Below are 26323 nucleotides of genomic sequence, written 5' to 3'. Positions count from 1 at the left end.
CCCATGCCCACGATCACCGCACTGGACGTGCTCGACATCCGCTTCCCGACCTCGCGCGAGCTCGACGGCTCCGACGCGATGAACCCCGACCCCGACTACTCCGCCGCCTACGTCGTGCTGCGCACCGACGACGGACCGGAGGGCCACGGCCTCGCGTTCACCATCGGCCGCGGCAACGACGTGCAGGCCGCCGCGATCAAGGCGCTGGCCCCGCACGTCGTCGGCAAGGCCGTGCCGGAGACCGCGCAGGCGCTGGGCGAGCTGTACTTCGAGCTGATCGGCGACTCGCAGCTGCGCTGGCTCGGCCCGGAGAAGGGCGTGGCGCACATGGCGATCGGCGCGGTCGTCAACGCCGCGTGGGACCTCGCCGCCCGCCGCGCCGGGCTGCCGGTCTGGCGGTTCCTCGCCCGCATGACACCCGAGGAGGTCGTCGGGCTCGTCGACTTCCGCTACCTCTCCGACGCGCTGACACCGGACGAGGCGCTGCGGCTGCTGCGCGCGGTCGAGCCCGGCAAGGCAGAACGCGCGGAGTCCGTTGCCCGCGACGGATATCCGGCCTACACGACGTCACCGGGCTGGCTCGGCTACTCCGACGAGAAGCTCGCGACGCTCGCCCGCCAGGCCCTCGCCGACGGCTTCGACATGATCAAGCTCAAGGTCGGCGGCAGCCTCGACGACGACGTGCGGCGGATGAAGCTCGCCCGCGAGGTCGTCGGCGACGAGGTGCGGGTCGCGGTCGACGCGAACCAGCGCTGGGACGTCGGCACCGCGGTCAGGTGGATGCGCGAGCTGGCACCGTACGACCCGTACTGGATCGAGGAGCCCACCTCACCGGACGACGTGCTGGCCCACCGCGCCATCGGCGAGGCGCTCGCCCCGATGAGGATCGCCACCGGCGAGCACGTGCAGAACCGCGTGGTGTTCAAGCAGCTGCTGCAGGCCGGTGCGATCGACGTGCTGCAGCTCGACGCCTGCCGGGTCGCCGGTGTGAACGAGAACATCGCGATCTTGTTGCTGGCCAAGAAGTTCGGTGTGCCGGTGTGCCCGCACGCCGGCGGTGTCGGCCTGTGCGAGCTGGTCAGGCACCTGTCGTTCTTCGACTACGTCGCCGTCTCCGGTGAGGTCGGCGAGCGGGTGATCGAGTGGGTCGACCACCTGCACGAGCACTTCCTCGACCCCGCCGTCGTCGAGAACGGCCGCTACCTGGCACCCACGGCGCCGGGGTTCTCCGCGCAGCTCAAGGACGAGACGCTCGTCGACTACGCGTACCCCGGAGGTCCCGTGTGGACGGAACTGGAGCACGCGGATGACTGACTTCGAAGGCCTCGTCGCCGTCGTCACGGGCGGTGCGTCCGGCATCGGCCTCGCCACGGCGACCCTGCTGAGCAGCAGGGGAGCGACCGTCGCGGCGCTGGACCTCAACCCGGACGTGCCCGAGCCGCTCACCGGCATCCGCGCGGACGTCTCCGACGACGAGAGCGTGCGGGCCGCCGTCGACGAGGTCGTGCGGCGGTTCGGGCGCCTCGACGTGGTCGTGAACAACGCCGGCATCGGCGCCCAAGGCGACGTGGCCGGCAACTCCGACGAGGAGTGGCTGAAGGTCCTGAACGTCAACGTCCTCGGCATCGTCCGCGTCACCAGGGCCGCGCTGCCGCACCTGCGCAACTCGCCGGCAGCGGCGGTCGTGAACACCGGCTCGATCGCCGGGTGGTCGGGGCTGCCGCAGCGCGCCCTCTACTCGGCCAGCAAGGGGGCGGTGCACGCGGTGACCCTCGCGATGGCCGCCGACCACCTCCGCGAGGGCATCCGCGTCAACGCGGTCGCCCCCGGCACCGCGGACACCCCGTGGGTGGGCCGCCTGCTCGACTCGGCACCGGACCCGGCCGCCGAACGGGCCGCGCTGGAGGCCCGCCAGCCGCACGGCCGGCTCGTCTCCGCCGACGAGGTCGCGGGTGCGATCGCCTACCTGGCGAGCCCGCTGTCGGGTTCCACCGCCGGCACGGTCCTCGCCGTCGACGGCGGCATGTACGGCTTGCGCCTGCGTCCCCAGCAGCAATGAAAGGCAGCTCAACGATGAAGCGTCGCAACCTCACCGCCGCGGTGTGCCTCGCCCTCGCCGGTGCCCTGACACTGTCCGCCTGCGGCGGTGGCGGCGCCGGCGGTGCGGGAGCCGGTGGCGTCGGCCCGATCGGCGCCGACCACCCGCGCGCCGACACCGACTTCTGGAACTCCTACATCAAGTACTTCCCGGAGAAGGCCAAGGACCTCGGCGTCAACCTGCTCAACCCCACCAACTCGCAGAACAAGGTCGAGAACCTCGTCGCCAACGCCCAGTCACTGCAGTCGCAGGGCGCCAAGGCGATCATCATGGCCCCGCAGGACACCGGTGCCATCGCGTCCACCCTGGACCGGCTGGAGAAGGCGAACATCCCCGTCGTCACCGTCGACACCCGCCCGGACAAGGGCAAGACCTACATGGTCGTGCGCGCGGACAACAAGGCCTACGGCGAGAAGGCCTGCAAGTTCCTCGGCGAGAAGCTGGGCGGCAAGGGCAAGGTCGTCGAGTTCCAGGGCGCGCTGTCGTCGGTCAACGGCCGCGACCGCTCCGAGGCGTTCGCCGCCTGCATGAAGGAGGACTTCCCCGGCATCACCGTGTTCGAGGAGCCGACCGACTGGGAGGGCGCCAAGGCGTCCGCGGCCCTGCAGACCCGGCTGAACCAGCACCCGGACATCAACGGCATCTACCTGCAGGCCGGCGGCGCGTTCCTCACCCCGACGCTGCAGGTGTTGCGGCAGAAGAACCTCATCGTCCCGCCGACAGATCCCAAGCACATCTTCATCGTCTCCAACGACGGCATCCCGCAGGAGCTGGAGGCGATCCGCAAGGGCGAGATCGACGCGACCGTCTCCCAGCCGGCCGACCTCTACGCGCAGTGGGCGCTCTTCTACGCCAAGGCCGCGGTCGAGGGCAAGACGTTCCAGCCGGGCAAGACCGACCACGACTCGACGATCGTCGACACCGGCGGCGGCCGCATGGAGGACCAGCTCGCGGCACCGCTGATCACCAAGGACAACGTCGACGACAAGGCCTTCTGGGGCAACCAGATCGGCGGATGAGCGAGCTCGCAGCCACCGCGCGTGGCGTCACCAAGCGGTTCGGCCGCACCCTCGCCTTGGACGACGTGGGCATCGAGGTCCGCGCCGGTGAGTCGCACGCGCTCGTCGGGCGCAACGGCGCCGGCAAGTCGACGCTGGTCTCCGTCCTGACCGGCATGCAGGTACCGGACGCGGGCGAGGTCGCGTTCTTCGGCGAACCAGCGCCCCCGGTCGCCGACCGGGCGGCCTGGCGGCGGCACGTCGCGTGCGTGTACCAGAGGTCGACGGTCGTGCCGGAGCTGTCGGTCGCCGAGAACCTGTTCATCAACCGGCAGGACCTCGGCGGCGGGCTGATCAGCTGGAAGAGGCTGCGCCGCGAGGCGGCCGAGCTGCTGGAGACCTACGACGTGGCGGTCCACCCGGACGCGCTGGTCTCGGCGCTGACCGTCGAGCAGCGGCAGCTCGTCGAGATCGCACGGGCGCTGTCGATCGGCTCGCGGTTCGTGATCCTCGACGAACCGACCGCGCAGCTCGACGGCCCGGCGATCGAGCGGCTGTTCGCGCGGATGCGGTCGTTGCAGGCCAAGGGGGTGACGTTCCTGTTCATCTCCCACCACCTGCAGGAGGTCTACGAGGTCTGCCAGACGGTGACGGTCTACCGCGACGCGCGGCACGTCGTCACCGCACCGGTCGCGGAGATGTCGAAACCCGCCCTCATCGAGGCGATGACCGGTGAGGCGGGCGGGCTGAACGTGCCCAGCGGCGCCGACCGGCCGTCGTCGGCCGAAGCCGTGCTGACCGTGTCGGCGCTGAGCGGTGACGCGTTCTCGGACGTCACGCTGTCGGCGGCGCGCGGCGAGGTGATCGGCCTGGCCGGCAGCGCGTCGTCGGGCAAGCACGAGTTCGCCGAGACCGTCTACGGGCTGCGCAAACCGTCCGGGGGAACGATCTCGGTGGACGGAACCGCGGTGCGCGGCGGTGACGTGCCGTCGGCCCTGAAAGCCGGAATCGGTTGCGTGCCACGGGACCGGCACCACCAGGGGCTCGTGCTCGACCTGTCGATCGCGGAGAACGCGACGCTGAGCACCGCCGGCGCGTTCGTGTGGCCGCGGGCCCAGCGCGCGGCGGGGGCGACGGCGATCGCCTCCTACGACGTGAAGGCCGCGGGACCGGACCAGCCGGTGTCGGACCTGTCCGGCGGCAACCAGCAGAAGGTCGTGATGGCGCGGGCCCTCGCGGGCGACCCGGCCGTGCTGGTGCTGATCAACCCCACCGCGGGTGTCGACGTGAAGTCCAAGGAGTCGCTGCTCGGCGTCGTCGACGCACAGGCACGCCGGGGCAAGGCGGCGGTCGTCGTGTCCGACGAGCTCGACGACCTGCGGGTCTGCGACCGTGTTCTGGTGATGTTCCACGGCCGGGTGGTGCGGGAGTTCGCCCGCGGCTGGCGCGACCAGGAGCTCATCTCTGCCATTGAAGGAATGAGTGCGGAATGACCAAGGCCATGACTCCGCCCGTCCCGGCGCCCACACCGCCGGGGAAGCAGAAGTTCCAGTTCGCGCGGTACCAGGACCTGGCGCTGGTCCCGGTGATCGTGCTGCTGCTGGTCGTCGGCTCTGTCCTGTCGCCGATCTTCCTCACCTCCGGCAACCTGATCGCCGTGCTGACCCAGCAGAGCGAGCTCTCGCTGCTGGTGCTGGGCCAGGCGATGATCCTGGTCGTCGGCAAGATGGACCTGTCGCTCGAGTCGACCGTCGGCCTCGCGCCCGCGCTGGCCGTCGCGTTGATCATTCCGGCGTCGTCCGGCGGCCTCGGCGTCGGCCTGGCGGCCTGGCTGGCACTGCCGCTGTGCCTGCTGATCGGGGTCGTGATCGGCGGCCTGAACGGGTTCCTCATCCTCAAGGTCGGTCTGTCCGGGTTCATGGTGACCCTGGGCATGCTGACCATGCTGCGCGGCCTGCAGCTCGCGATCACCGAGGGCAAGTCGCTGATCGACGTGCCGGAGTCGTTCCTGTACCTGGGTTCCACGACGTGGCTCGGGCTGCCGGCGGCGGTGTGGATCTGCATCGTCTGCTACGCCGCGGGGATCTTCGTGCTGAAGTACCTGCGCGCCGGGCGGTCGCTGTACGCCATCGGCGGCAACTCCGAGGCGGCACGCGCGGCCGGCATCCGGGTCGACCGGGTGGTGTGGCTGGTGCTGGTCATCGGCTCCGTGCTCGCGGTCGTCGCGGGCATCCTGATGACCGGGCGCCTCGGCTCCGTCGCCGCGACGCAGGGCGAGGGCATGATCTTCCAGGTCTTCGCGGCCGCGGTGATCGGCGGGATCTCGTTGCAGGGCGGCAAGGGCACGCTGTTCGGCGCGCTGTCGGGCGTGCTGATGCTGGGGCTCGTGGAGCAGATCCTGCGGCTGCAGGGCGTGTCCGGGTTCTACATCAAGGCGTCGTACGGCGCGGTGATCATCCTCGCGCTGATCGTGACCAGGTTCGCCACCGGCCAGAAGCAGGAGTGACGCCCGTGAAGGTGCCCGTTTCCCGTCTCGGCTTCGGTGCCGCGCCGATCGGCAACCTCTACCGGGAGGTGTCCGACGCCGAGGCCTTCGGCGCGGTCGAAGCCGCCTGGCAGACCGGTGTCCGCTACTTCGACACAGCGCCGCACTACGGCCTCGGCCTGTCCGAACGCCGCCTCGGCGTGGCGCTGTCCGGCCGCCCGCGTGACGGGTACGTGCTCTCCACGAAGGTCGGGCGGGTGCTGGAACCGTTCGACGGCACTGGGATGGACGACGAGGGTTTCGCGGTGCCGCGCCACTTCCGGCGGATTCGCGACTACTCGGCCGACGGTGTCCTGCGGTCTCTTGAGTCCTCTTTGGAGCGTTTGGGGACCGACCGGGTGGAGATCGTCTACATCCACGATCCCGACGAGCACTGGGACGCGGCGTTCGGCGAGGCGTACCCGGCGCTGGAGTCGTTGCGGTCGCAGGGGGTCGTGGGTGCCATCGGCGTCGGCATGAACCAGTGGGAGATGCCGGAGCGGTTCGTCCGCGAGACCGACATCGACGTGGTGATGCTGGCCGGCCGGTACACGCTGCTGGAACAGCCCTCGCTGCCCACGTTCCTGCCGCTGTGCCTTGAACGCGGCGTGTCCGTGGTGGCGTGCGGTGTCTTCAACTCCGGCTTGCTGTCGAAGCCGGTCGTGCCGGCGGACGCCAGGTACAACTACGAGGAGGCGCCGCCGGAGCTCGTGGCCCGCGCCCGCGCCATCGCCGAGGTGTGCGGGCGGCACGGCGTGACGCTGCCCGAGGCGGCGATCCAGTTCGCCCTCGGCCACCCCGCCGTCGTGTCGGTCGTGATCGGCGCGCGCACGGCCGAGCAGATGACCGCGAACAGCGCGTACTTCTCGGCGTCGATCCCGGCCGGGGTGTGGGAGGAGCTGAAGTCCGCGGGCCTGCTCGGTGCCGAGGTGCCCACGCCGTGACCGGGTCCGCGCCCCTAGGCGAACAACGCCTTCAGCTCGTCGACCAGCCGCGGCGTGGCCTCGGCCAGCGGCTCCCGCACCGGACCCGCGGGCAACCCGAGCAGGGTGAGCGCCGCCTTGACCGCCACGGCACCCGGCTCGCGCGTCATGATCGCCGTGATCACCGGCAGCAGCGCCTGGTGCCGGCGCAGCGCCTCCTTGTTGTCACCCTCGTCGTAGGCGTCGAGCATCGCCTTGATCTCGTTGCCGACGACGTGCCCGACGGTGCTGACCGTGCCGACGCCACCGATCGAGTACAGCGGCAGGATCAGCTCGTCGTTGCCCGAGTAGTAGTCGAGCCCGGTCTCGGCGATGACCCTCGCGGTCGCCAGCAGGTCGACCTTGCAGTCCTTCACACCCACGATCCGCGGGTGCTCGGCCAGCCGCAGCAGCGTCTCGGTGTCGATCGCGGTGGCCGTGCGACCGGGGATGTCGTAGAGCAGCGCCGGCAGCCCGGACGCGTCCGCCACCCGCCGGAAGTGGTTCTCGACGCCCTCCTGCGTGGGCTTGCTGTAGTAGGGCGTCACGACCAGCAGCCCGTGCGCGCCGTTCTCCTCAGCCTGCCGCGCGAGCTCAATGGTGTGGCGGGTGGAGTTGGTCCCCACACCCGCGATGACGTGCGTCCGGTCACCGACCGCCTCGCTGACGGCCCTGATGACCCGCGCCTTCTCGCTGTCGGTGGTGGTCGGCGCCTCACCGGTCGTCCCGTTGACGACCAGCCCGTCCGCACCACCCCTGTCGACGAGGTGCGCCGCCAGCTCCTGCGCACCCCCGAGGTCCAGGTCACCGTCAGGGGTGAACGGGGTGACCATCGCTACCAGCACTCGTCCGAACATGCCTCCAGCGTGGCTCTAGTTTTCGCGAAGTTCCAGTTAGAAGTTCTGCCCGGAACGTTAAGCTGAGCTTTGTGTTGGACGTACGGCGCTTGAGATTGCTCCACGCCCTGTCGGTCCACGGCACGGTCACCGCGGCCGCCGAGGCCCTGCACGTGACCTCGCCCGCGGTCTCCCAGCAGCTCGCCGCACTGGAACGCGAGGCCGGTGTGGCCCTGGTCGAACGGGCGGGCCGCCGGCTGACGCTGACCCGCGCCGGCCACGTGCTCGCCGCGCACACCCAGCTCGTCCTCGACCAGCTGGCAGCGGCCGAAGCCGACCTCGCCTCCCTGCGCACCTCGGTCTCCGGCGTGGTCCGCATCGGCGCGTTCGTGTCGGTGGCCGCGTTGCTCCCGCGCGTGATCCAGCTGCTGCGCTCGGCACACGGGTCCGATGTGGACCTGTTCGTGCACGAGATGGAACCCGAGTCGTCACTGCCCGCGTTGCGGCGCGGCGACGTCGACATCGCCGTCATCCACTCGTACAACATCATGCCGCGCACGCTGCCCGAGTCCTGCGAGTCGCACGAGATGTTCGTGGAACCGGTGAACGTGGCCCTGCCGCTGTCAGACCCGTTGGTGCAACAGGACTCCGTGGACCTCGCACTGCTGGCGGACCGCCCGTGGATCATGCCGCGCACCGACGCGTCGTGCCACGAGCTGACCCAGCGGGCCTGCGGTGCGGCCGGGTTCGTGCCGCGGGCACAGGCCTACTGCGACGACTTCGGTGTCATGTGCGGGTTGGTCGAAGCCGGTCTCGGGGTGGCGTTGGTGCCCTCGGTGGCGCGGCGGCCCGGGGTGGCGTTGCGGCCGTTGAAGCAGCAGGTGTTCCGCACGGTGTCGGCGGTGGTGCGCAAGCGGGCGGACGGGCAACCGGCGGTGCGGGTGGTGCTGGAGCAGCTACGCCAGGTCTGACAGCCACTGCTCCACGCCGGCCACGTGCACCGTCGACCAGCTGCGCGCCAGCTCCGGCTGGTGCGCCGCGAGCGCGTCCACGATCGCGCGGTGCTCGGCGACCGTGCGGTCCACGGCGTTCGACTGGGTGATGCCGCGCCAGATCCGCACCCGGACCGTGGGACCGGCGAGGGTGTCGAGGAGCTGCGCGAGGTAGGCGTTGCCGGAGCACTGGGCGATGGCGCGGTGGAACTCCAGGTCGTGCTCGACCAGCTCTTCGACGGACTTCGCCTGCTCGGCGGCGTCGCACAGGGTCCGCAGCTTCACGACCTCGTCCGGGTCGATGCGCTGGGCGGCCATCGCGGCCGCGGCGGGTTCGAGGATGCGGCGGACCTGGAGGACCTCCAGCACCGAATCTTCGCCGCGGTGCAGGTCGAGCACGAACGAGAGCGCGCCCAGCAGGTCGTCCGCGCGCAGCGACGAGACGTAGGTGCCGTCGCCCTGGCGGACGTCGAGCACCCGGACGAGCGACAGCGCCTTCACGGCCTCGCGCAGCGAGTTGCGCGAGAGACCGAGGCGTTCGGCCAGGTCAGCCTCCCGCGGGAGACGGTCGCCCGGCTTCAGCTCGCCGGACACGATCATCTCCTTGACGCGCAGGATCGCATCGTCAGTGACTGCCACAGCACCCTCAACTCGTCGTAGACCTCGGATGTCTGACACCAGTATGCGTCACCTCCGATCACCCACACGGGTCCCGGTAAACATGACGCTCATTCACTCACTGTTTTGTGGGATGGTTATCTACTAACGACACGTGACGCGGACCCCCGTTGTCGCCATAATGGTCTGGACCATTCAAGGAGGGATCTTGGACGCCGTTGTCGCAGCACCGCGCGCTTTGCTCGGTCGCACGATCGTCGGTCCTGCCTCGGTGCGGATCAGGGATGGCCGCATCGTCGAGGTGACCACCGGTGAAGCTCCACCCGGCGCGGAGGTCCTATCCGACGGCCTGCTCACACCGGGTCTGGTCGACGTCCAGGTGAACGGCGCCGTCGGCGTCGACTTCGCCGAGGTGGACGCCGCCGGCATGCGCTCGGTCGCAGCAGCACTGCCAGCCACGGGTGTGACCCGCTTCCTGCCCACGTTGATCACCGCACCGGTCGACGTGGTCATCCGCCAGGCCCGCGCCGTGCTGGCCGCCTCGGCCGCACTGCCCGACGGGGTGGGCGCACGTCCCCTCGGCGTGCACCTCGAGGGGCCGTTCCTGTCACCGAAACGGGCGGGCGTGCACGACCCGTCGTTCATGGTCGAGCCTGGTCCCGACCAGATCGACGCGCTCCTGAACGACGACGCCCTGCGCAGGGCGCTGCGCATGGTGACCCTGGCACCCGAACAGCCCGGCGGCTTCGAGGCGATCCGCCGCCTGGTCGACGCCGGGGTGCTCGTGGCCGTCGGCCACTCCGACGCCACCGGCGAACAGACCCGCGCCGCCGCCGACGCGGGTGCCCGCATGGTGACGCACCTGTTCAACGCCCAGCGCCCCCTCGGCCACCGCGAACCCGGCGTACCCGGCGTCGCCCTGGTCGACGACCGCTTCACGCTGGGCCTGATCGCCGACCTGGCCCACGTGGGCCCGGACGTGTGCCGCCTCGTGTTCAACGCGGCCGGCGCACGGGTGGCCCTGGTGACCGACGCCGTGGCCGCGGCGGGCATGCCCCCTGGCCGCTACCACCTCGGCGGCGCGGACGTCCTCCTCACCGAGGACGGCGTGCCCCGCTCCCCCGAGGGCACGATCGCGGGCTCGGCGCTGACGCTGGACCGCGCCGTGCGCAACATCGTGTCCGTCGGCGTACCCGCGGCGGACGCGCTGGCCTCGGCGACGATCGTGCCGGCCGAGGCGATCGGCGAGTCCGGGCTCGGGCGGCTGGCGCCGGGGGCCGTGGCCGACCTCGTGTGGTGGGACGACGAGCTGCGGCCCAGGAAGGTGTGGGTCGACGGGGAGGTCGTGTTCGACGCCGCGGTGCCGGTTGCGCCCGTTGCTCCCGTCGGGGCGGTGGGGTACGCGACCGCTGGACAGTAGGCCCGGTTCGTAGCGGCTGGGTTCGTGGGGCTGAGGGGGATCGTCTGCTGAGGCGGCGGTCCCCCTGGCCGTTTTCCGGGCCGGTTTCGAGGCGTGGAGCTCCGGCGCTCCTCTGACCCACGGGCAACGCCCCCTCCGCGCGCTTCCATACCTGCGGGCGCAGGAACGGGTGTGTTTCGGACACCTACAAGACGAGCCCAGGCGTGGATCAGGACAAGCTTCACCCGTTCGAGTGGCGCCGACCAGGTCCCAAGCACGAAAAGGCCGCCCGGAGCGAAAGCCCCGGACGGCCGATCGAGCCAGCAGAACGAAGAACCCCTAGAGGGTGCGCGTCACCTTGTTCAGCCCCCGCGGGCTGTCCGGGTCACCACCGCGCGCCAGGGCCAGGCCGTGGGCCAGGCGTTGCACCGGCAGGATCTCCAGGACCGGTGCGACCTCCTCGGCCGTCTCCGGGATGGCGATCGACAGGGTCGCGCCGACCTTCTCGGAGGCGGAGCCCACGGCGACCACGTCGGCGCCGCGCTGGTGGACCACGTCCAGGGCGTCGCGCAGTGAGTCGCCGCCCTTGCCCAGCGAGGTGATCGCGAGGACGGCGGTCTCGCCGTCGACGGCGGCCACCGGGCCGTGCAGGAGGTCGGCGCCGGAGTAGGCGCGGGCGGCCAGGTAGGAGGTCTCCGCCAGCTTCAGGGAGGCTTCCAGGGCCGTGGCGTAGGAGTAGCCGCGGCCCGTGGTGAGCACGCGGTCGACGAAGCGGTAGCGGCGGACCGCCTCCTCCACGGTCGGGGTGGAGGCGTCCAGCGTCACCTGGGCCAGGTCGCCCAGGGGGGCCGCTGCCGCGCCGTTGCCGCCGCGGACGGCGTCGATCAGCAGGTACAGGGCCAGCAGGGTGGCCGAGTAGGTCTTGGTGGCGGCCACCGCGTGTTCGACGCCGGCCGAGACGTCCACCGAGAGCTCGGCGGCCGCGTTCAGCGGGGAGGTGGCGGTGTTCGTCACCGCCACGGTGAGGGCGCCGCGGCGGCGTGCGGAGGCGGTGACCTCCAGCAGGTCGGGGGAGCCGCCCGACTGCGACACCGTCACCAGCAGCACGTCGCGCAGGTCGGGCTCCGCGCCGTACAGGGTCGTGGTGGACGCGGAGACCAGGCCCGCTGGCAGCTGCAGCAGGATCTCGGTCAGGTACTTCGCGTAGATGGCCGCGTGGTCGCTCGAACCGCGCGCCGCGAACAGCACGAAACGAGGTGCGCGCTCCCGGATGACGGCGGCCACCTCAGCCACTGACGACCGGGACGCGTAGAGGGACGAGAAGATCGACGGCTGGGCCGCGATCTCCGCGGCCATGTGCTGGCCGGGCTGGGGCGTGGTCATGTCGTGCCTTTCAGGATCAGCTCGGCCGCGGCCCGGAGGCTCACCCGAGAACCGCCGTGGGTGTCGATGCGGGCGACGCTGCCCAGGTCGGGACCCGGCACGCCGGTTTCGACGTGCACCACGTCCAGGCCCAGATTAGTTAAGTTAGTTACCAGTTGTCGAGCGCTGGTGTGGCGGTGGGCGTCGCGCGTCACCACCACGATCGTGCGCTTGCCGGCGGCGCTCGCAACTTCTTCGGCCGAGATGTCGCGGGCCGCGATCACCTCGGTGCCCGGCAGGACCTCGCTCAGGTACGGACCGAGGCCCCACGGGACGTCGCCGACCGCGATCGACGGGTCCACCACCAGGTCGACGACGACCGGGTCCGCACCGACACCGACGCGACCGCGGACCGAGACAGCGCGTCGAGCGGCCGTGAGGCCGATCTCGGCGTCGTGCGCGTCCACGGTCGACGGCGGCAGGCCGAGTGCCAGCGACCGGGCCGCTGCCTGGGTCAGGCGCTCCTCCGACAGCTCACCGGACCGCACCGCGGCGACGATCGAGTCGATCAGCCACTGGATCTCCGCGTCGTCGAGCGGGATGCCGCCCAGGCACAGCGCGTCGACGCCCGCGGCCAGTGCCTTCACCGCACCCACCGCCAGGTCGCCGCCGACGGCCTTCATGTCCAGGCCGTCGGTGATCACCGCGCCGGTGAAGCCGAGCTCGCGGCGCAGCAGGTCGATCGCGTGCTTGTTCAACGTCACCGGCGCGCTGCCCCACTCGGGGATCACGAGGTGGCCGGTCATGATCGACCGCACCCCCGCGTTCACCGCCGCGCGGAACGGCACCAGCTCGACCTCGCGCAGCTGCTGCTCGGTGCGCGGCAGCACCGGGAGCTGCTCGTGCGAGTCCTCAGTGGACGCACCGTGACCGGGGAAGTGCTTGGCGCACGCCGCGACGCCGACGGCCTGCAGGCCCTCCACCCACGCGGCGACGTGCCGTGCGGCGAGCACCGGGTCCGAGCCGAACGCCCGCACGCCGATGATCGGGTCGTCGAGCGTCAGCACCAGGTCCGCCGACGGCGCCAGGTTCAGCGAGATGCCGCACCGGGCCAGCCGCGCGCCGATCGAGGCGGCCACGGACCGGGTCAGGTCGAGGTCGTCCGCCACGCCCAGGGCGTAGTTGCCGGGCACCTCGGACCCGTGGCCCGCGTCGAGGCGGGTGACGTCGCCGCCCTCCTCGTCGATGCCGATCACCACGTCCGGCCGCGCCGAGCGCAGCTGCGCGCACAGCGAGGTCACCTGGTCGTCGGAGACGACGTTGCGGCCGAACAGGACCACCCCGCCGAGACCGTCAGCGACCCGCCGCACCAACCAGTCGGGGGCGGTCGTTCCGTGAAAACCGGGCAGCAGAACGGCAGCGGCCAACTGATCCACGCGTCATCCCTTCACTGCACCGGCGGTGACGCCGGCGACCATCTTGCGCTGGACGATGAGGAAGAACACCAGCGCGGGCACCGTGAACAGCACGGAGGCGGCCATCGCGCCACCCCAGTCGGTGCCGAACGCCGTCTGGAAACCGGACAGCCACACGGGCAGCGTCTCGCTGTCCTGGCTGCGGATCAGCACCTTGGCGAACAGGAACTCGTTCCACGCCGTGATGAACGCGAACACCGAGGTCGCCACGAGACCGGGGCCGAGCAGCGGCAGCGTCACCTTCTGGAACGCCTTCCACCGACCGCAGCCGTCGACCATGGCGGCTTCTTCGAGCTCGATCGGGATGCCGTTGACGAACCCGCGCAACGTCCACGCGCAGAACGGCAGCGTCACCGCGAAGTACACGAGGACCAGCGACGACAGGTGTTCGTAGAGCTGCAGGTCCCGCATCATCAGGAACATCGGGATCAGCAACGCCTCGAACGGCGCCATCTGCGCGACCAGCATCAGCAGCACGAAGCCCTTGCGGCCGCGGAACGCGAACCGCGACATGGCGACCGCCGCGGTGATGCCGACGACGATCGCGGCGAGCACCGCGGTCAGCGTCACCAGGAGGCTGTTGCCCAGCGACGACAGGAACCCCGGCTTCGTCCACGCGGTGACGAAGTTCGTGAACGTCACCGCGAGCGGGACGAGGTCGTAGTCCGACGTGATCGTCGAGCCCTTGGGCTTCAACGCCGTCGTGATCATCCAGTACGTCGGGAAGAGGAAGAACAGGGCCAGCACGAGGCCGACGACGTTGGCCGCGGACTTCTTGAGCATCAGATCTTCCCCTCCTCGGTCTGCAGCAGCTTGCGCAGGTACTGGAACGTGATCAGGCCCAGGATGACCATCATCAGCACGGAGATCGCGGCCGCGACGCCGAAGTGGCTCTTCGCGATGCCCTCCAGGTACTGCAGCACCGGCAGCGTCGTGCTCTGCCCGCTGGGACCGCCCTCGCGGAACACCCAGATCTGGGCGAAGACCTTGAAGTCCCACAGCGTCGACAGGAACGTCACCATCATCAGCAGCGACTTGATCTCCGGCCACGTCACCGCGCGGAACGTCTGCCACGGGGAGGCGCCGTCGATGCCCGCCGCCTCGTAGAGGTCGCGCGGGATGCCGATGAGCCCGGCGTACAGGGAGAAGGCGAGGAAGGGGATCGCCTGCCAGACGATCAGCAAGCCGACGACGGACAGCGTCGACGAGCCGGAGGAGAACCACGAGTAGCCGGCGAACGAGTCGAACCCGAGCTGCACCAGCGTCTTGTTCAGGATGCCGTAGTTCTGGTCGAACATCCACTGGTAGACCGTGGTGGACGCCAGGATCGGCATCGCCCACGCGCAGAGCATCGCGATCTGCAGCGCGATCCGCACCCACGGCGTCAGCACGCGCATCAGCAGGGCGATGCCCAGGGCCGCGCCCACCGACGTCACGACGACGGACACGGTGAACACGACGGTGCGCAGCGAGACTTCCCAGAAGCGCTCGTCCTGCAGCACGGTCGCGTAGTTGTCGAGGCCGGTCCACACGATCTCGCCGCGGACCAGCTCACCGAGGTTGAGCTGGCGGAAGCTCGTCACGAACACCGAGACGACCGGCCAGCCGATCAGCCAGAGGATCGCGAGGAGTGCGGGGGCCAGCAGCAGGTAGGGCAGCGCCCGGTCGAAGGCGCCGCCCCGGTGGCGGCGCTTGCGCGCCCCACCCGTCACGGCAGGCGGCAGCGCCGGCGGGATGTTCCCGGCCGGCGCTGCCGTTTCGGTCGTCTTGACGGCCGTCATCTCGGCTGGGCTATCCCATGGCCTTGGTGACGGCGTCGCTCGCGTCCTTCGTCGCCTGGTCGAGCGACTTCGCACCCGTCAGGTACGCGGTGAGCGCGTCCTTCAGCGGGTTCTGGCCCGCCTCGACGGCCGCCCACTTCGGCGTCACCGGGGTGACCTTGCCGTTGGGGGAGGAGGCCGCCATGGCCTTGCCGATCGCGTTGGTCTCGAGCTTCGCGGTGTCCTTCGAGGTACCGGGGACCGCACCGCCCTCGGCGAGCATGTCCTGGTACTTCTTGGACGACAGCAGCGCCAGGTACTTCTTCGCCGCGTCCGCGTTCTTGCTGGACGCCGGGATCGCGAGGTTCGAGCCGCCGAGGAACACGGGCGCGGCGGAGCCGGCCTTCTTCGACGGGATCGGGAACGCCGAGGTCTTGTCCTTCAGCTCCGGCTTGGCCTTGACGGCACCGGCGAGCTCCCACGGGAGACCGACCATCATGCCGACGTTGCCCGTGCCGAAGACCTCCATCTGCTGGGGCTTCGCCTCGTCGATGTCAGCCGGGACCTTCTTGACGGCCGAGGCGTCGTACAGCGCCTTGTAGGCCTCGAAGCCCGCCTTGGCCTGCGCGGAGTCGAGCGTGCTCGTCCACTTGCCGCCGTCCTGCTTGGCGACGTCGCCGCCCTCGTCCCAGATGAGCGAGAGCAGGAAGTACCAGGACTGACCCGGCAGGTACAGGGCCTGGAAGTCCGGGTTGGCCGCGTTCGCGGCCTTCAGCTTGGTGATCGCGTCGATCCACTCGGCCCGCGAGGTCGGCGGCTGCGCGATGCCGGCCGCCTGGAACAGGTCCGTGCGGTAGATGACGGTGCGGTTCGCGGCGTAGAACGGCACACCGTACTGCTTGCCGTTCATCGTGAGCGAGTCCTTGAGACCGCCGAGCCACTCGGCGTCGTTGAACTGCTTCGCGTCCGCGGTGAGGTCGGCCAGCGTGCCCTGGTCGGCGAAGCTCGCCGTCTGGGTGTTGCCGAGCTCGATGACGTCCGGGGGCGTGCTGCTGGCCAGTGCCGTGGTCAGCTTCTCCTGGATGCCGGTCCACTTCTGGACCTCGTACTTGACCTTGACGCCGTTCGCGCTCTCGAACTCCTTGTTCAAGGCGTCGGTCAGAGTTGCCGGCGCGGAGCCGTCCATGAGCCACACGGTGATCTCTTTGGACTCCGTGCCGCTACCGCTGTTCGTGCTCGTGCCACATCCGGACACGGCCACTGCCAGTGCGGCGGCACCAGCAGCGAGTCCTCTCCAGCCCTTCACAGTCGCGCCCTTTCAGCAAGCCCGGCCCCTCGGCCGGAACGCCCAAGTGGTGTAGACCAATGCGGAACAGCGTGTGCCGCGTCACCCCTCCTGTCAAGCGCGTTGCCAAAGCGTTGCGGAGTCCTCGGACCTTTTTTGAGTCGAATGGCGGGGGTTCGGACGCGCGGGAGGACCCGGACAGGGCATCCTTGTGGGGCGTGACATGGAGTGCGAGGAGGAGGCCATGCTGGAGACGACGCCTGCATCAGGCGTGGACGCCAGGACGCGTGCGCAACGCGAACCCAAGTACTGGGGTCTCAAGCGGCACCTGCTCGACCTGCTGAGGGCGCTGCCGCCCGGTTCACCCATCCCCACGGAACGGTCGCTGGCCGCGGAGTTCGACGTCTCCAGGACCACGGTCCGCCAGGCGCTCGCCGAGCTGACGGTCGAGGGGCGGCTGCTCCGGGTGCAGGGCAAGGGCACCTTCGCGGCCGAACCGAAGGTCGCCCAGAGGTTGCAGCTGTCTTCGTACACAGAGGACATGCGCGCCCAGGGCCGCGTGCCGTCGTCCAAGCTCATCGAGGCCTCGGAGATGCCGGCGGAGGCGGAGCTCGCCCGGTACCTGGGCGTGCGCCCCGGTGCCAAGGTGCTGCGCCTGCACCGGCTGCGCCTGGCCGACAACGAGCCGATGGCCATCGAGACGACCCACCTCGCGCTGGGCCGGTTCCGCGGCCTGCGCCGCTACCTGGCGCCCGGTGCCTCGCTGTACCAGGTGCTGTCCGACCGGTTCGGCGTCGAGATGGGCCACGCGGAGGAGACGATCGAGACGGCGCTCGCCTCGCCCGAAGAGGCAGAGTTGCTCGGGGCGGACATCGGCCTGCCGATGCTGCTGCTGTCGCGGCACTCGTTCGACACCGAGGGCAACCCGATCGAATGGGTGCGCTCGGTCTACCGGGGCGACCGCTACAAGTTCGTGGCCACGCTGAACAGGCCGTCTTGATCGGCGGGGCATGATCGCCTGGGGCACGCCGCGCGCCCGCGCGGTGCTGGCCACGACGATCCTCGGCTCCGGCATGGCGATGCTCGACGGCACGATCGTCAACGTCGCCCTGCCCCGCATCGGCGCCGAGCTCGACGCGTCCGTGACCGACCTGCAGTGGATCCTCAACGGCTACCTGCTGGCGCTGGCCTCGCTGATCCTCGTCGCCGGCTCGCTCGGCGACCGCTTCGGCCGCCGCCGCGTCTACGTGACCGGCGTCGTCTGGTTCGGCGTGGCGTCACTGCTGTGCGGCGTCGCCTGGAACGTCCCGGTGCTGGTCGCGGCCCGTGTGCTGCAGGGCGTGGGCGCGGCGCTGCTCACGCCCGGCGCGCTCGCGATCCTGCAGTCGTCGTTCAACCGGGAGGACCGCTCGCGTGCGATCGGCGCCTGGTCGGGCCTGTCCGGCGTGGCCACGGCGATCGGCCCGTTCGTCGGCGGGCTGCTGGTGCAGGCCTGGTCGTGGCGGCTCGCGTTCCTGGTCAACCTGCCGGTGGCGGCACTGTGCGTGTACCTCGCGCTGCGGTCGGTGCCGGAGTCGCGCGACGAGACGGCGGGGCACCCCCACTACCTCAGCGCGGTCGTCGGAGCCGCGGGGCTCGCGCTGCTGACCGGCGGCCTGGTCGAGCAGTCCTACCCGGTCGCGGCCCTCGGGCTGGTGGCCATGATCGCGTTCGGCGTGGTCCAGGCGCGCTCGCACGACCCGCTGGTGCCGCCGGAGCTGTTCCGCGACCGCACGTTCCTGGTCGCGAACCTGCTGACGTTCCTGGTCTACGCGGCACTGGGCGGCGTGATGGTGCTGCTCGTCCTCCAGCTGCAGGTGTCGCTGGGCTACTCGCCGACGGCGTCGGGCCTGGCCAGCGTGCCGATCACGATCATCATGCTGCTGGCGTCGTCGACCTCGGGCAAGATCGCCCAGCGGTACGGCCCGCGCGTGCAGCTCGTCGCCGGACCGGTCGTGGTGGGCCTGGGCATGCTGCTGCTGCGCAGCGCCCAGCCCGGTGCGGGCTACCTCACCGGCGTGCTGCCCGGCGTGCTGGTGTTCGGCCTCGGCCTGGCCGCCGTGGTCGCGCCGGTCACCGCGACCGTGCTGGCCTCGGCACCCGACCACCACGCGGGCGTCGCGTCGGGCGTGAACAACGCCGTGGCGCGCACCGGCAGCCTGCTCGCGATGGCCGTGCTGCCGGCCGCCGTGGGCATCACGGGCGAGGGCTACGCGGACCCCGCGGTCATGACCTCTGGCTGGCGGATGGCGCTCGTGCTGTGCGCGGTGGCGGCCATCGTCGGCGGCCTGCTCGCGCTCGGCGTGGACAACCGGGTGCTGGCCACCGACCACGAGCAGCCGGACAACCCGCACCCCGGCGACTGCCTGCACTGCGGCGTCGAGGGACCGCCGACGCACATCCGCTCAGGTGGCGAGAAGGCGAGCCAGTAGCGCGGGGTCGACGTTGCCGCCGGACACGACGGCGACCCCGCCCCCGCCCAGCCTGGCCTGGGCGGCCACGGCGACCGCACCGCTCGGCTCCGCGACCAGCCTGGCCCGCCTGGCCAGGTCCGCCACCGCCGCGAGGATCTCGTCCTCGGTCACCGTCACCACGTCGTCGACGTACCGGCTGATGTGCGCCCAGGTGAGCTCGGACGGCTCGTCGCGCAACGCGTCGGCGATCGTCTCCGCACGGGCCACGGGGTCCCAGCGCACCAGCTCACCGGCCCTGAACGAGTCCGCGACGTCCGCCGCGAGCGCCGGCTCAGCGCCGACCACCCGGACGTCCGGCTTGATCGCCTTCACGGCCGTCGCCACACCGGAGATCAGCCCGCCACCGGACATCGGCACCACCACGGTGTCCACCGACGGCAGGTCGGCGAGGACCTCCAGCCCGATCGTGCCCTGACCGGCGATCACGTCGGGGTGGTCGAACGGCGGGATCAGCACCGCACCGCGTTCGGCGACGAGCTCCCGCGCCCGCTGCACCCGCTCGGTGATCCCGACGATGAACACCTCCGCGCCCAGCGCCCGCGTCGCCGCGACCTTCACCTCGGGCGTGTTCGACGGCATCACGATCGCCGCGGGCACCCCGTGCAGCCGGGCGGCGTAGGCGACGGCCTGCGCGTGGTTGCCGCTGGAATAGGCCACCACGCCGCGCGAGCGGTCCTCCAGCAGCGCCAGCGCGTTGAGCGCACCGCGCAGCTTGAAGGCGCCGATCGGCTGCAACGACTCCGGTTTCAGCCACCCCCGGCCGAACGGCAGCAGGGGCGTGCGCACCACGTGCGGTGCGATCCGCTCCGCCGCCGCCAGGACGTCTGGGAGCGCGATCATCCGAGGATCGACGCGAGCAGGGCCGGTTCGACGTTGCCGCCCGACACCACCGCGACGGTCTTGCCCTCCGGCAGCGACCGGTTCAGGTGGGCCGCGACGACGGTGGCACCGGACGGCTCCGCCACGGTCCGGGTGCGGCGCGCGATCTGCCGCACGGCGTCGCGGATCTCGTCCTCGGACACCGTGACGATGTCGTCCACGTACTCCTTGATGTGCGCCCACGTCAGCTCCGACGGCTCCGCGCGCAGGCCGTCCGCCGACGTGCGGGCACGGTCGTGCGCGTCCCACCGCACCAGCTCGCCCGCCTTGAGCGACGCGGCCGAGTCACCGGCCAGCTCCGGCTCGACACCGATCACGCGGGCGTTGGGGCACAACGCTTTCACGGCCACCGCGACACCGGAGACCAGCCCGCCGCCGCTCACCGGCACCAGCACCGTCGCCACGTCCGGCAGGTCCTCGCAGATCTCCAGGCCGACCGTGCCCTGCCCGGCGATCACGTCGAAGTGGTCGAACGGCGGGATCAGCGTGGCCCCGCGCTCCTCGACCAGCTCCGCCGCGCGCGACTCCCGTTCGGTGATGCCGACGACGAACACCTCGGCGCCGTGCGCGCGCGTCGCGTCGATCTTGAGCTGTGGCGTGTTCTCCGGCACCACGATCGCCGCCGTCATGCCGAGCGTCTTCGCCGCGTAGGCGACCGCTTGCGCGTGGTTACCGCTGGAGTACGCCACGACACCGCGCGCACGTTCCTCAGAAGGTATGCGGGACAACGCGTTCACCGCGCCGCGCTGCTTGAACGCGCCGATCGGCTGGAGGTTCTCCGGCTTGATCCACAGCGAGGAGTCGAAGGCCAGCAACGGGGTGCGGACGACGTGGGGGGCGATCGCGGCGGCGGCCGCGCGGATGTCCTCGATGGTCACCAGGCGCATGTGTCGATGATGCACGTCACCGGCGCACAACCGGTGAACTGTGCCCAACGTCCCACGTGTGTCATGGCTGATAAGGAGAAGATCACCCCCGTCAAGCTCGTCGCGAGCGTGCTCGCCGCCGTCACCGCGGCCGTGCTGAGCCTGCGCCTCAACGTGGTCGGCACGATCATCGGCGCGGTCCTCGCGAGTGTCGTCACCACCGTGGGAGCGGTGCTCTACCAGCGGTCCATGGAGCGCGAGAAGCGCTGGCAGGTCGTCGCCGTCGGCGGTCTGCTCGCGTTCGTCGTCGCGGTCCTCGCCGTCACGAGCGTCCAGCTCGTCTCCGGCACACCCGGCGGCACCGGTCCGGCGGAGCAGGAGGTCGAGCCGTCGACGTCCGCGGAACCGCAGAAATCGGTCAACCGCACCGAAAACAACCCGCCGCCGGCCACCGAGACGGTCACCGTCTCGCCGCCTCCGGGCACGTCCGGACGGTCGTCCGCCGAAAGCACCACGACCACTGCGCCGACCACCACGACGACAGGCTCGCCACCGCCCGCCGACGGCTCGACGCCTGTTCCGACAGGCGACCCCATTCGGTGATCACGTCACTACGTTGAGCGATAGTTAACTGTCAATTGCTACGCACCGCAGTTGATCTGTCGTGAGCTGTGACACACTTCGTCCACAGTCGGGTTCGGGCGTCATAGATAACAGGCCCGTAACGTCACTCGAACGGGCGAAAGTTTAGCTCCGAAAGAGACCGAAGGAGGGCGCGATGAGGCTCGTGGAAGGACCACTGGAGCGCAGTGCCCTCGGCCGAGAGGCCACGCGGAAGGAAGTGGGAGGGGTGGGGCGACCCCTGCCGCCGCCCCACCACCCGTCCCCCTAGAGCCCCCGAGAGAAGGTCCCTGCAACCGATCTCTCGGGTTCCCCTGCACCCGAAAGTGAGGGAGACGTCTTGATGAACCGCACGAGTGCGGCCCGTGTAACCGGTGCCGTTCTGCTCGCCACCGGAGTCGTGACTGCTCTCAGCGTACCGGCGTTTGGTGCGCCTGCCGCGCCGGTTGGCGGAACTGGTTCCGATACGGAGAGCTACCCGGCCGAGTTGCTCCAAGCGGTCGAGCGTGATTTGGGCCTGAACGCTGACCAGGCACGCGTCCGGTTGGCCTCTGACCTCAAGTCGAGCGAGATCGCCGAGCAGGCGAAGAGCTCGCTGGGCGACGCGTTCGGCGGAGCGTGGATCGACCAGGCGACCGGCAGGCTGACCGTTGCCGTGACCAAGTCCGGACTCTCCGTGACCGGCGCGGACACCAAGGTCGTGAAGAACTCGCTCACGCAGCTCAACGGGACCAAGTCGGTCCTCGACCTGATGAGCGCTCCCCAGTCGATCGCCAGCTGGCGCGTCGACGAGAAGTCCAACAGCGTCGTGGTCGAGGTCAACAAGACCAAGCGCGACGCCGCGGCGGAGCAGTTCATCGCCACCGCGAAGTCCGTCGGCTCGACCGTCACGGTCGAGGAGGTGACCGAGAACGCGACCCCGCTGTACGACCTGCGCGGTGGCGACGCCATCTACATGGGCAGCGGCGGCCGCTGCTCCCTGGGCTTCTCGGTGACCGGCGGCTTCGTGACGGCCGGCCACTGCGGCACCACCGGCACCTCGGTGTCCGGCTACAACCGCGTCGCGGCCGGTTCGTTCGCCGGCTCGGTCTTCCCCGGCAACGACATGGCGTGGGTCCGCACCAACTCCAACTGGACCCCGCGTCCGTGGGTGAACCGCTACAACGGCACCAACGTGACGGTGCAGGGCTCGACGGTGGCGGCCATCGGCGCGCAGATCTGCCGTTCGGGCTCCACGACCGGCTGGCGCTGCGGCACGGTCCAGGCCTACAACTCGACCGTGAACTACCCGCAGGGCACCGTCCGCGGCCTCACCCGCACCAACGCGTGCGCGGAGCCCGGTGACTCCGGTGGCTCGTGGGTGGCGGGTTCCGGCTTCGGCCAGGCCCAGGGCGTGACCTCCGGCGGTTCCGGCAACTGCACCTCCGGCGGCACGACCTACTTCCAGCCGGTCAACCCGATCCTGTCGCGCTGGGGCCTGACCCTGACCCGCGGCTAGGAGCTGCTCGCTAGCTGAACTGGACAGACCGTTTCGAGAGCCCGTACCAGAAGCCTTCAACGCTGGTACGGGCTTTCTCGTCGCTCGCGGCGCCCAGCGCGACGAAGAGCGGCGCGAAGTGCTCGGTCCGCGGGTGCGCGATGCCGGCCGCGGGCGCCTTCACCTGGAAGTCGAGCAATGCGTCCACGTCACCGCTCGCGAGCTGCCGGTGCGCCCAGTCGTCGAACTCCCGCGACCACGACGGCGGCGCGTAGTCCGGTCCGGCCGGGAAGTTCACGCAGCTCAGGTTGTGCGTCATGAACCCGCTTCCGACGATCAGCACGTTCTGCTCGCGCAACGGCGCCAGCTTCCGGCCGATCCCGTGCAGCGTGCGCGGGTCCAGCGTCGGCATCGACAGCTGCAGCACGGGCACGTCCGCGTCCGGGAACATCTCCTTGAGCGGCACGTAGGCGCCGTGGTCCAGCCCGCGCCGCTCGTCCTGCTCGACGTGGCCGCCGAGCAGCTTGCGCACGTCCTCGGCCAGCTCCGGCGCGCCCGGTGCCGCGTAGGTGACCTCGTAGTAGTGCTGCGGGAAGCCCCAGAAGTCGTAGACCAGCGGGACGGTCGTGGTGGCGCCGATCGTCGTCGGTGCCTCCTCCCAGTGCGCGGAGACCACGAGCACGGCCTCCGGGCGCGGGAGCGTGGCGGACCAGTCCCTCAGCTCTCTGGTCCACGTGGCGTCGTCGGCCAGCGGGGGAGCCCCGTGGCTCAGGTACAGCACAGGTGCGCTCACGCCGTCGAGCGTACGCCGTTTTGTTCAAATTTCAACGATCAAGTTCAATTTTGAACGACCTGGCGGCGGCGCGCGGGTCCTCGGCGTCGGTGATGGCCCTGACCACGACCACCCGCGTGGCACCCGCGGCCATGACCTCGTGCAGGTTCCCCAGGTCGATGCCGCCGATCGCGAACCACGGCCGCCGCGAGCGGGTGGCGCGGACGAGGTCCAGCCCCGGAGCCGGGCGACCGGGCTTCGTCGGCGTCGGCCAGCACGGACCGGTGCAGAAGTAGTCGACGCCCGGCTCGCCGGCCGCCGCCCGCATCTGGTCCACGTCGTGCGTCGAGCGGCCGATCACCGGGCCGTCGCCGATGATCCGGCGGGCCAGCGGCACCGGCAGGTCGTCCTGGCCGAGGTGCAGCACGTCGGCGTCCACGGCGTGCGCGATGTCCGCGCGGTCGTTGACGGCCAGCAGCTTCCCGTGGCGTTCAGCGGCTTCGGCGAGCACCTCGATCGCCGCGAGCTCCTGCCTGGCCTCCAGCGACTTGTCCCGCAGCTGGATGACGTCGACACCGCCGGAGAGGGCGGCGTCCGCGAACTCGGCCAGGTCGGGCCGGTCCGGGGTGCAGAGGTAGAGCGTCGCGTCGGCGAGTCGTTGCCTGATCAGGTTTCCGTCGAGTCCTGGCACGCACGCACGTTAACCGTTATGTTGAAGGCGGTCCGCACGGGAGCCTGGAGAAGACCGGGCTGAGAGGGAGCGTGGTTCGCTCCGACCGTCGAACCTGATCCGGGTCATGCCGGCGCAGGGAGCGTGAATGCCTTGAGCACTGTGGAAGTGACCGTCGTGGGCGGCGGTGTCATCGGCCTGTCCGCCGCGCTGTTCGCGGCACGGGCCGGCTACTCGGTCTCCGTGTCCGACCGCGGTTCCCCGCACGCGGGTTCGCGGGTCGCGGGCGGCATGCTCGCACCGCTCACCGAGGCGTGGCCGGGCGAGGAAGCCGTGGTGGCGCAGGGGGTCGAGGCGCTCGCGCTGTGGCCGGAGTTCGCCGCGTCGATCGGCGTGGAGCTGTTCACCGCGGGCACGCTGGCGGTCGGCACGTCCCCCGGCGACCTCACCGACCTGCGGCACGCGGGGGAGCTGCTGACCTCGCGCGAGATCCGCGCGTTCGAACCGTCGCTGGGCCCCGCCGTGCGCGGTGGGGTGCACACGAGCGACCTCGCCGTCGACAACCGGGCGCTGCTCTCCGCGCTGGAGAAGGCGTGCGCCGAGGCCGGGGTGCGGTCCGATGTGGACGGCCGGGTCCGCGTGATCGCGGCCGGTGCGTGGAGCGCGGGACTGCACCCGGCGCTGCGGGACGTGGTCCGGCCGGTCAAGGGCGAGATCCTGCGGCTCACCCACCGCCCCGGCGCGCTGCCACCGCCCCGGCACACGATCCGCGCGCTCGTGCAGGGCCGAGCCGTGTACCTGGTGCCGCGCACCGACGGTGTGGTCGTCGGCGCCACCCAGTACGAGGCCGGTTTCGACACCGACGTGACCGTGGCGGGCGTGCGGGACCTGTTGCGCGACGCGGAGGTCGTGCTGCCCGGCCTCGCCGAGTACGCGCTGACCGAGACCGCCGTCGGGTTCCGCGCGGGCAGCCCCGACAACGTGCCGGTCGTGCGGTGGCTCGAACCCGGCGTGATCGCCGCGACCGGCCACCACCGCAACGGCCTGCTGCTCGCCCCCCACACCGCACGCGAAGTGCTGCGGTTGCTCGAAGGAGGAACGTCGTGAAGGCGAAGGTGAACGGCACCTTCCGCGAGCTGTCCGACGGCACGTCGGTGGCCGCGGTGGTGTCGCTGGTGGGAGCGCCGGCCGCGGGCGTGGCCGTGGCGCTCGACGGTGCCGTGGTGCCCAAGGCGTTGTGGGACAGGACGATCGTGCCGGACGGCGGCGTGGTCGAGGTGCTGACCGCGGTCCAGGGAGGCTGACGTGGACGACCCGCTCGTCATCGCGGGCAAGGAGTTCCGCTCCCGCCTCATCACCGGCACCGGCGGTGCCGCGAACCTGTCCGTGCTCGAACGCGCCCTGGTGGCGTCCGGCACCGAGCTGACCACCGTGGCCATGCGCCGGGTCGACGCCGCCGGCCAGACCGGTGTGCTGGAGCTGTTGCGGCGCCTGGGCATCGAGGTGCTGCCGAACACCGCCGGCTGCCGCACCGCCGCCGAGGCCGTGCTGACCGCGCAGCTCGCCCGCGAGGCACTGGAGACGAACTGGGTCAAGCTGGAGGTCGTGCACGACGAGGAGACCCTGCTGCCCGACCCGGTCGAGCTCCTCGACGCCGCCGAACGGTTGGTGAACGACGGTTTCGTCGTGCTGCCCTACACCAACGACGACCCGGTGCTGGCGCTGAAGCTCCAGGACATCGGCTGCGCGACCGTGATGCCGCTGGGTTCGCCGATCGGCACCGGCCTCGGCATCCGCAACCCGCACAACATCGAGCTGATCACCGCCCGCGCCACCGTTCCGGTCGTGCTGGACGCGGGCATCGGCACCGCCTCCGATGCCGCGCTGGCCATGGAGCTCGGCTGCTCGGCGGTGCTCCTCGCCACCGCCGTCACCCGTGCCGGTGACCCGGAGCTGATGGGCGCCGCAATGCGCTGTGCCGTCGAGGGCGGCCGGCTCGCCCGGCTGGCCGGTCGCATCCCGCAGCGCTTCTGGGCGCAGGCCTCGTCACCGGGAATCTGAACGGCCCCAGGCAGTCGGTACCTCTCCTCCTCGGCGTTCGGGAACGGGGCCGTTCCCGAGGTCGTCTCCCTTCGCACGCGATAAAGCCGCGGTGGTGAACGCGCAGCCGCTACCGTGGGTGCACACGTGTTGGGGGATGATTGACCATTGCTGAT

The 26323-nt window shown here is 70.8% G+C and carries 26 protein-coding genes and 1 riboswitch; of the genes, 15 read left to right on the top strand and 11 right to left on the bottom strand.

Translation table 11 applies throughout. The annotated features are described in order from the left end of the window. The first annotated feature begins 3 nt into the window (after nt 1-3). Genes ACZ7CF_RS12185 through ACZ7CF_RS12160 form a run of 6 tightly spaced genes read left to right on the top strand, consistent with a single transcriptional unit; the run spans nt 4 to nt 6564 of the window. A complete protein-coding gene (locus ACZ7CF_RS12185; RefSeq protein ID WP_360385360.1) occupies nt 4-1314 on the top strand; it encodes an enolase C-terminal domain-like protein in 1311 nt (436 codons plus the stop codon). Continuing rightward, nucleotides 1307-2059 (top strand): SDR family NAD(P)-dependent oxidoreductase, encoded by a 753-nt coding sequence (locus ACZ7CF_RS12180; RefSeq protein WP_360385362.1) that lies wholly within the window; start codon nt 1307-1309, stop codon nt 2057-2059. Before ACZ7CF_RS12185 ends, ACZ7CF_RS12180 begins: the two co-directional genes overlap by 8 nt. A 14-nt stretch (nt 2060-2073) precedes the next feature. Beyond that, on the top strand, nt 2074-3117 hold the full coding sequence (locus tag ACZ7CF_RS12175; RefSeq protein WP_360385364.1) for a sugar ABC transporter substrate-binding protein: 1044 nt from the start codon (nt 2074-2076) through the stop codon (nt 3115-3117). Continuing rightward, nucleotides 3114-4589: a sugar ABC transporter ATP-binding protein gene (locus ACZ7CF_RS12170; RefSeq protein WP_470369571.1), complete on the top strand. Its 1476-nt coding sequence runs from the start codon at nt 3114-3116 to the stop codon at nt 4587-4589. The genes ACZ7CF_RS12175 and ACZ7CF_RS12170 overlap by 4 nt, the downstream gene beginning before the upstream one ends. Further along, on the top strand, nt 4586-5602 hold the full coding sequence (locus ACZ7CF_RS12165; protein ID WP_360385368.1) for an ABC transporter permease: 1017 nt from the start codon (nt 4586-4588) through the stop codon (nt 5600-5602). The genes ACZ7CF_RS12170 and ACZ7CF_RS12165 overlap by 4 nt, the downstream gene beginning before the upstream one ends. Before the next feature lie 5 nt (nt 5603-5607). Next, nucleotides 5608-6564: an aldo/keto reductase gene (locus ACZ7CF_RS12160; protein WP_458429592.1), complete on the top strand. Its 957-nt coding sequence runs from the start codon at nt 5608-5610 to the stop codon at nt 6562-6564. A 14-nt stretch (nt 6565-6578) separates the two neighbouring features. On the opposite strand, the gene dapA is transcribed toward ACZ7CF_RS12160, so the two are convergent. Then, a complete protein-coding gene (gene dapA, locus ACZ7CF_RS12155; protein WP_360385372.1) occupies nt 6579-7439 on the bottom strand; it encodes a 4-hydroxy-tetrahydrodipicolinate synthase in 861 nt (286 codons plus the stop codon). 89 nt (nt 7440-7528) lie between these two features. Here dapA and ACZ7CF_RS12150 point away from each other — a divergent pair, with 89 nt between their 5' ends. Beyond that, nucleotides 7529-8389 (top strand): LysR family transcriptional regulator, encoded by an 861-nt coding sequence (locus ACZ7CF_RS12150; protein ID WP_360385374.1) that lies wholly within the window; start codon nt 7529-7531, stop codon nt 8387-8389. On the opposite strand, the gene ACZ7CF_RS12145 is transcribed toward ACZ7CF_RS12150, so the two are convergent. Beyond that, nucleotides 8375-9049, bottom strand: a complete 675-nt coding sequence (locus tag ACZ7CF_RS12145) for a FadR/GntR family transcriptional regulator (RefSeq protein ID WP_360385377.1) — start codon at nt 9047-9049, stop codon at nt 8375-8377. The two genes, ACZ7CF_RS12150 and ACZ7CF_RS12145, sit on opposite strands and share 15 nt — an antisense overlap. 187 nt (nt 9050-9236) lie before the next feature. Here ACZ7CF_RS12145 and nagA point away from each other — a divergent pair, with 187 nt between their 5' ends. Then, nucleotides 9237-10448, top strand: coding sequence for an N-acetylglucosamine-6-phosphate deacetylase (nagA, locus tag ACZ7CF_RS12140; protein WP_360385379.1), 1212 nt, complete (start codon nt 9237-9239; stop codon nt 10446-10448). Between the two features lie 318 nt (nt 10449-10766). Here the strand turns inward: nagA and ACZ7CF_RS12135 are convergent, their stop codons facing one another. The 5 genes from ACZ7CF_RS12135 to ACZ7CF_RS12115 are packed head-to-tail and all read right to left on the bottom strand — an operon-like array spanning nt 10767 to nt 16330. Further along, nucleotides 10767-11810 (bottom strand): SIS domain-containing protein, encoded by a 1044-nt coding sequence (locus ACZ7CF_RS12135; protein WP_458429590.1) that lies wholly within the window; start codon nt 11808-11810, stop codon nt 10767-10769. Further along, nucleotides 11807-13225, bottom strand: coding sequence for a glycoside hydrolase family 3 protein (locus tag ACZ7CF_RS12130; protein ID WP_360385383.1), 1419 nt, complete (start codon nt 13223-13225; stop codon nt 11807-11809). Before ACZ7CF_RS12130 ends, ACZ7CF_RS12135 begins: the two co-directional genes overlap by 4 nt. A gap of 3 nt (nt 13226-13228) precedes the next feature. Next, nucleotides 13229-14047: a carbohydrate ABC transporter permease gene (locus ACZ7CF_RS12125; protein WP_458434263.1), complete on the bottom strand. Its 819-nt coding sequence runs from the start codon at nt 14045-14047 to the stop codon at nt 13229-13231. Beyond that, on the bottom strand, nt 14047-15045 hold the full coding sequence (locus ACZ7CF_RS12120; RefSeq protein WP_360385387.1) for a carbohydrate ABC transporter permease: 999 nt from the start codon (nt 15043-15045) through the stop codon (nt 14047-14049). Before ACZ7CF_RS12120 ends, ACZ7CF_RS12125 begins: the two co-directional genes overlap by 1 nt. Before the next feature lie 10 nt (nt 15046-15055). Continuing rightward, on the bottom strand, nt 15056-16330 hold the full coding sequence (locus ACZ7CF_RS12115; RefSeq protein ID WP_360385389.1) for a sugar ABC transporter substrate-binding protein: 1275 nt from the start codon (nt 16328-16330) through the stop codon (nt 15056-15058). Between the two features lie 223 nt (nt 16331-16553). On the opposite strand from ACZ7CF_RS12115, the gene ACZ7CF_RS12110 reads away from it, so the two are divergent. Together ACZ7CF_RS12110 and ACZ7CF_RS12105 are read left to right on the top strand one after the other, a co-directional pair. Further along, the gene (locus ACZ7CF_RS12110; protein ID WP_360385391.1) at nt 16554-17309 is read left to right on the top strand and encodes a GntR family transcriptional regulator; all 756 of its coding nucleotides are present in this window, start codon (nt 16554-16556) and stop codon (nt 17307-17309) included. Between the two features lie 10 nt (nt 17310-17319). Beyond that, a complete protein-coding gene (locus ACZ7CF_RS12105; RefSeq protein WP_470369570.1) occupies nt 17320-18780 on the top strand; it encodes an MFS transporter in 1461 nt (486 codons plus the stop codon). On the opposite strand, the gene ACZ7CF_RS12100 is transcribed toward ACZ7CF_RS12105, so the two are convergent. Then, nucleotides 18754-19662, bottom strand: coding sequence for a threonine ammonia-lyase (locus ACZ7CF_RS12100; protein WP_470369569.1), 909 nt, complete (start codon nt 19660-19662; stop codon nt 18754-18756). The genes ACZ7CF_RS12105 and ACZ7CF_RS12100 overlap by 27 nt on opposite strands. Then, the gene (locus tag ACZ7CF_RS12095) at nt 19659-20588 is read right to left on the bottom strand and encodes a threonine ammonia-lyase (RefSeq protein ID WP_360385397.1); all 930 of its coding nucleotides are present in this window, start codon (nt 20586-20588) and stop codon (nt 19659-19661) included. Before ACZ7CF_RS12095 ends, ACZ7CF_RS12100 begins: the two co-directional genes overlap by 4 nt. 63 nt (nt 20589-20651) lie before the next feature. On the opposite strand from ACZ7CF_RS12095, the gene ACZ7CF_RS12090 reads away from it, so the two are divergent. After that, nucleotides 20652-21170: a hypothetical protein gene (locus ACZ7CF_RS12090; RefSeq protein ID WP_470369568.1), complete on the top strand. Its 519-nt coding sequence runs from the start codon at nt 20652-20654 to the stop codon at nt 21168-21170. Between the two features lie 562 nt (nt 21171-21732). Then, on the top strand, nt 21733-22686 hold the full coding sequence (locus tag ACZ7CF_RS12085) for a S1 family peptidase (protein WP_360385401.1): 954 nt from the start codon (nt 21733-21735) through the stop codon (nt 22684-22686). Nucleotides 22687-22696: 10 nt separating this feature from the next. On the opposite strand, the gene ACZ7CF_RS12080 is transcribed toward ACZ7CF_RS12085, so the two are convergent. Both ACZ7CF_RS12080 and thiE read right to left on the bottom strand, forming a co-directional pair. Continuing rightward, nucleotides 22697-23458 (bottom strand): dioxygenase family protein, encoded by a 762-nt coding sequence (locus tag ACZ7CF_RS12080; protein WP_470369567.1) that lies wholly within the window; start codon nt 23456-23458, stop codon nt 22697-22699. Between the two features lie 31 nt (nt 23459-23489). Beyond that, complete coding sequence (gene thiE, locus ACZ7CF_RS12075) at nt 23490-24128, bottom strand: thiamine phosphate synthase (protein WP_360385405.1); 639 nt, start codon at nt 24126-24128, stop codon at nt 23490-23492. A gap of 26 nt (nt 24129-24154) precedes the next feature. Further along, a riboswitch (TPP riboswitch) is annotated at nt 24155-24266 on the top strand. On the opposite strand from thiE, the gene ACZ7CF_RS12070 reads away from it, so the two are divergent. The 3 genes from ACZ7CF_RS12070 (at nt 24252) to thiG (ending at nt 26168) form a co-directional block, all read left to right on the top strand. Next, nucleotides 24252-25214, top strand: a complete 963-nt coding sequence (locus ACZ7CF_RS12070; protein ID WP_458429582.1) for an FAD-dependent oxidoreductase — start codon at nt 24252-24254, stop codon at nt 25212-25214. Its footprint overlaps the riboswitch before it by 15 nt. Next, entirely contained in the window at nt 25211-25411 is a 201-nt protein-coding gene (thiS, locus tag ACZ7CF_RS12065; RefSeq protein ID WP_458429581.1) for a sulfur carrier protein ThiS, read from the top strand. The genes ACZ7CF_RS12070 and thiS overlap by 4 nt, the downstream gene beginning before the upstream one ends. 1 nt (nt 25412) lies before the next feature. After that, complete coding sequence (gene thiG / locus ACZ7CF_RS12060; protein ID WP_360385409.1) at nt 25413-26168, top strand: thiazole synthase; 756 nt, start codon at nt 25413-25415, stop codon at nt 26166-26168. Nucleotides 26169-26323 lie beyond the last annotated feature (155 nt).

The organism is Lentzea sp. NPDC036955, assembly GCF_055608005.1.
The sequence above is the reverse complement of the archived record's forward strand: the minus strand, read 5'-3'. Positions and strand labels throughout refer to the sequence as shown.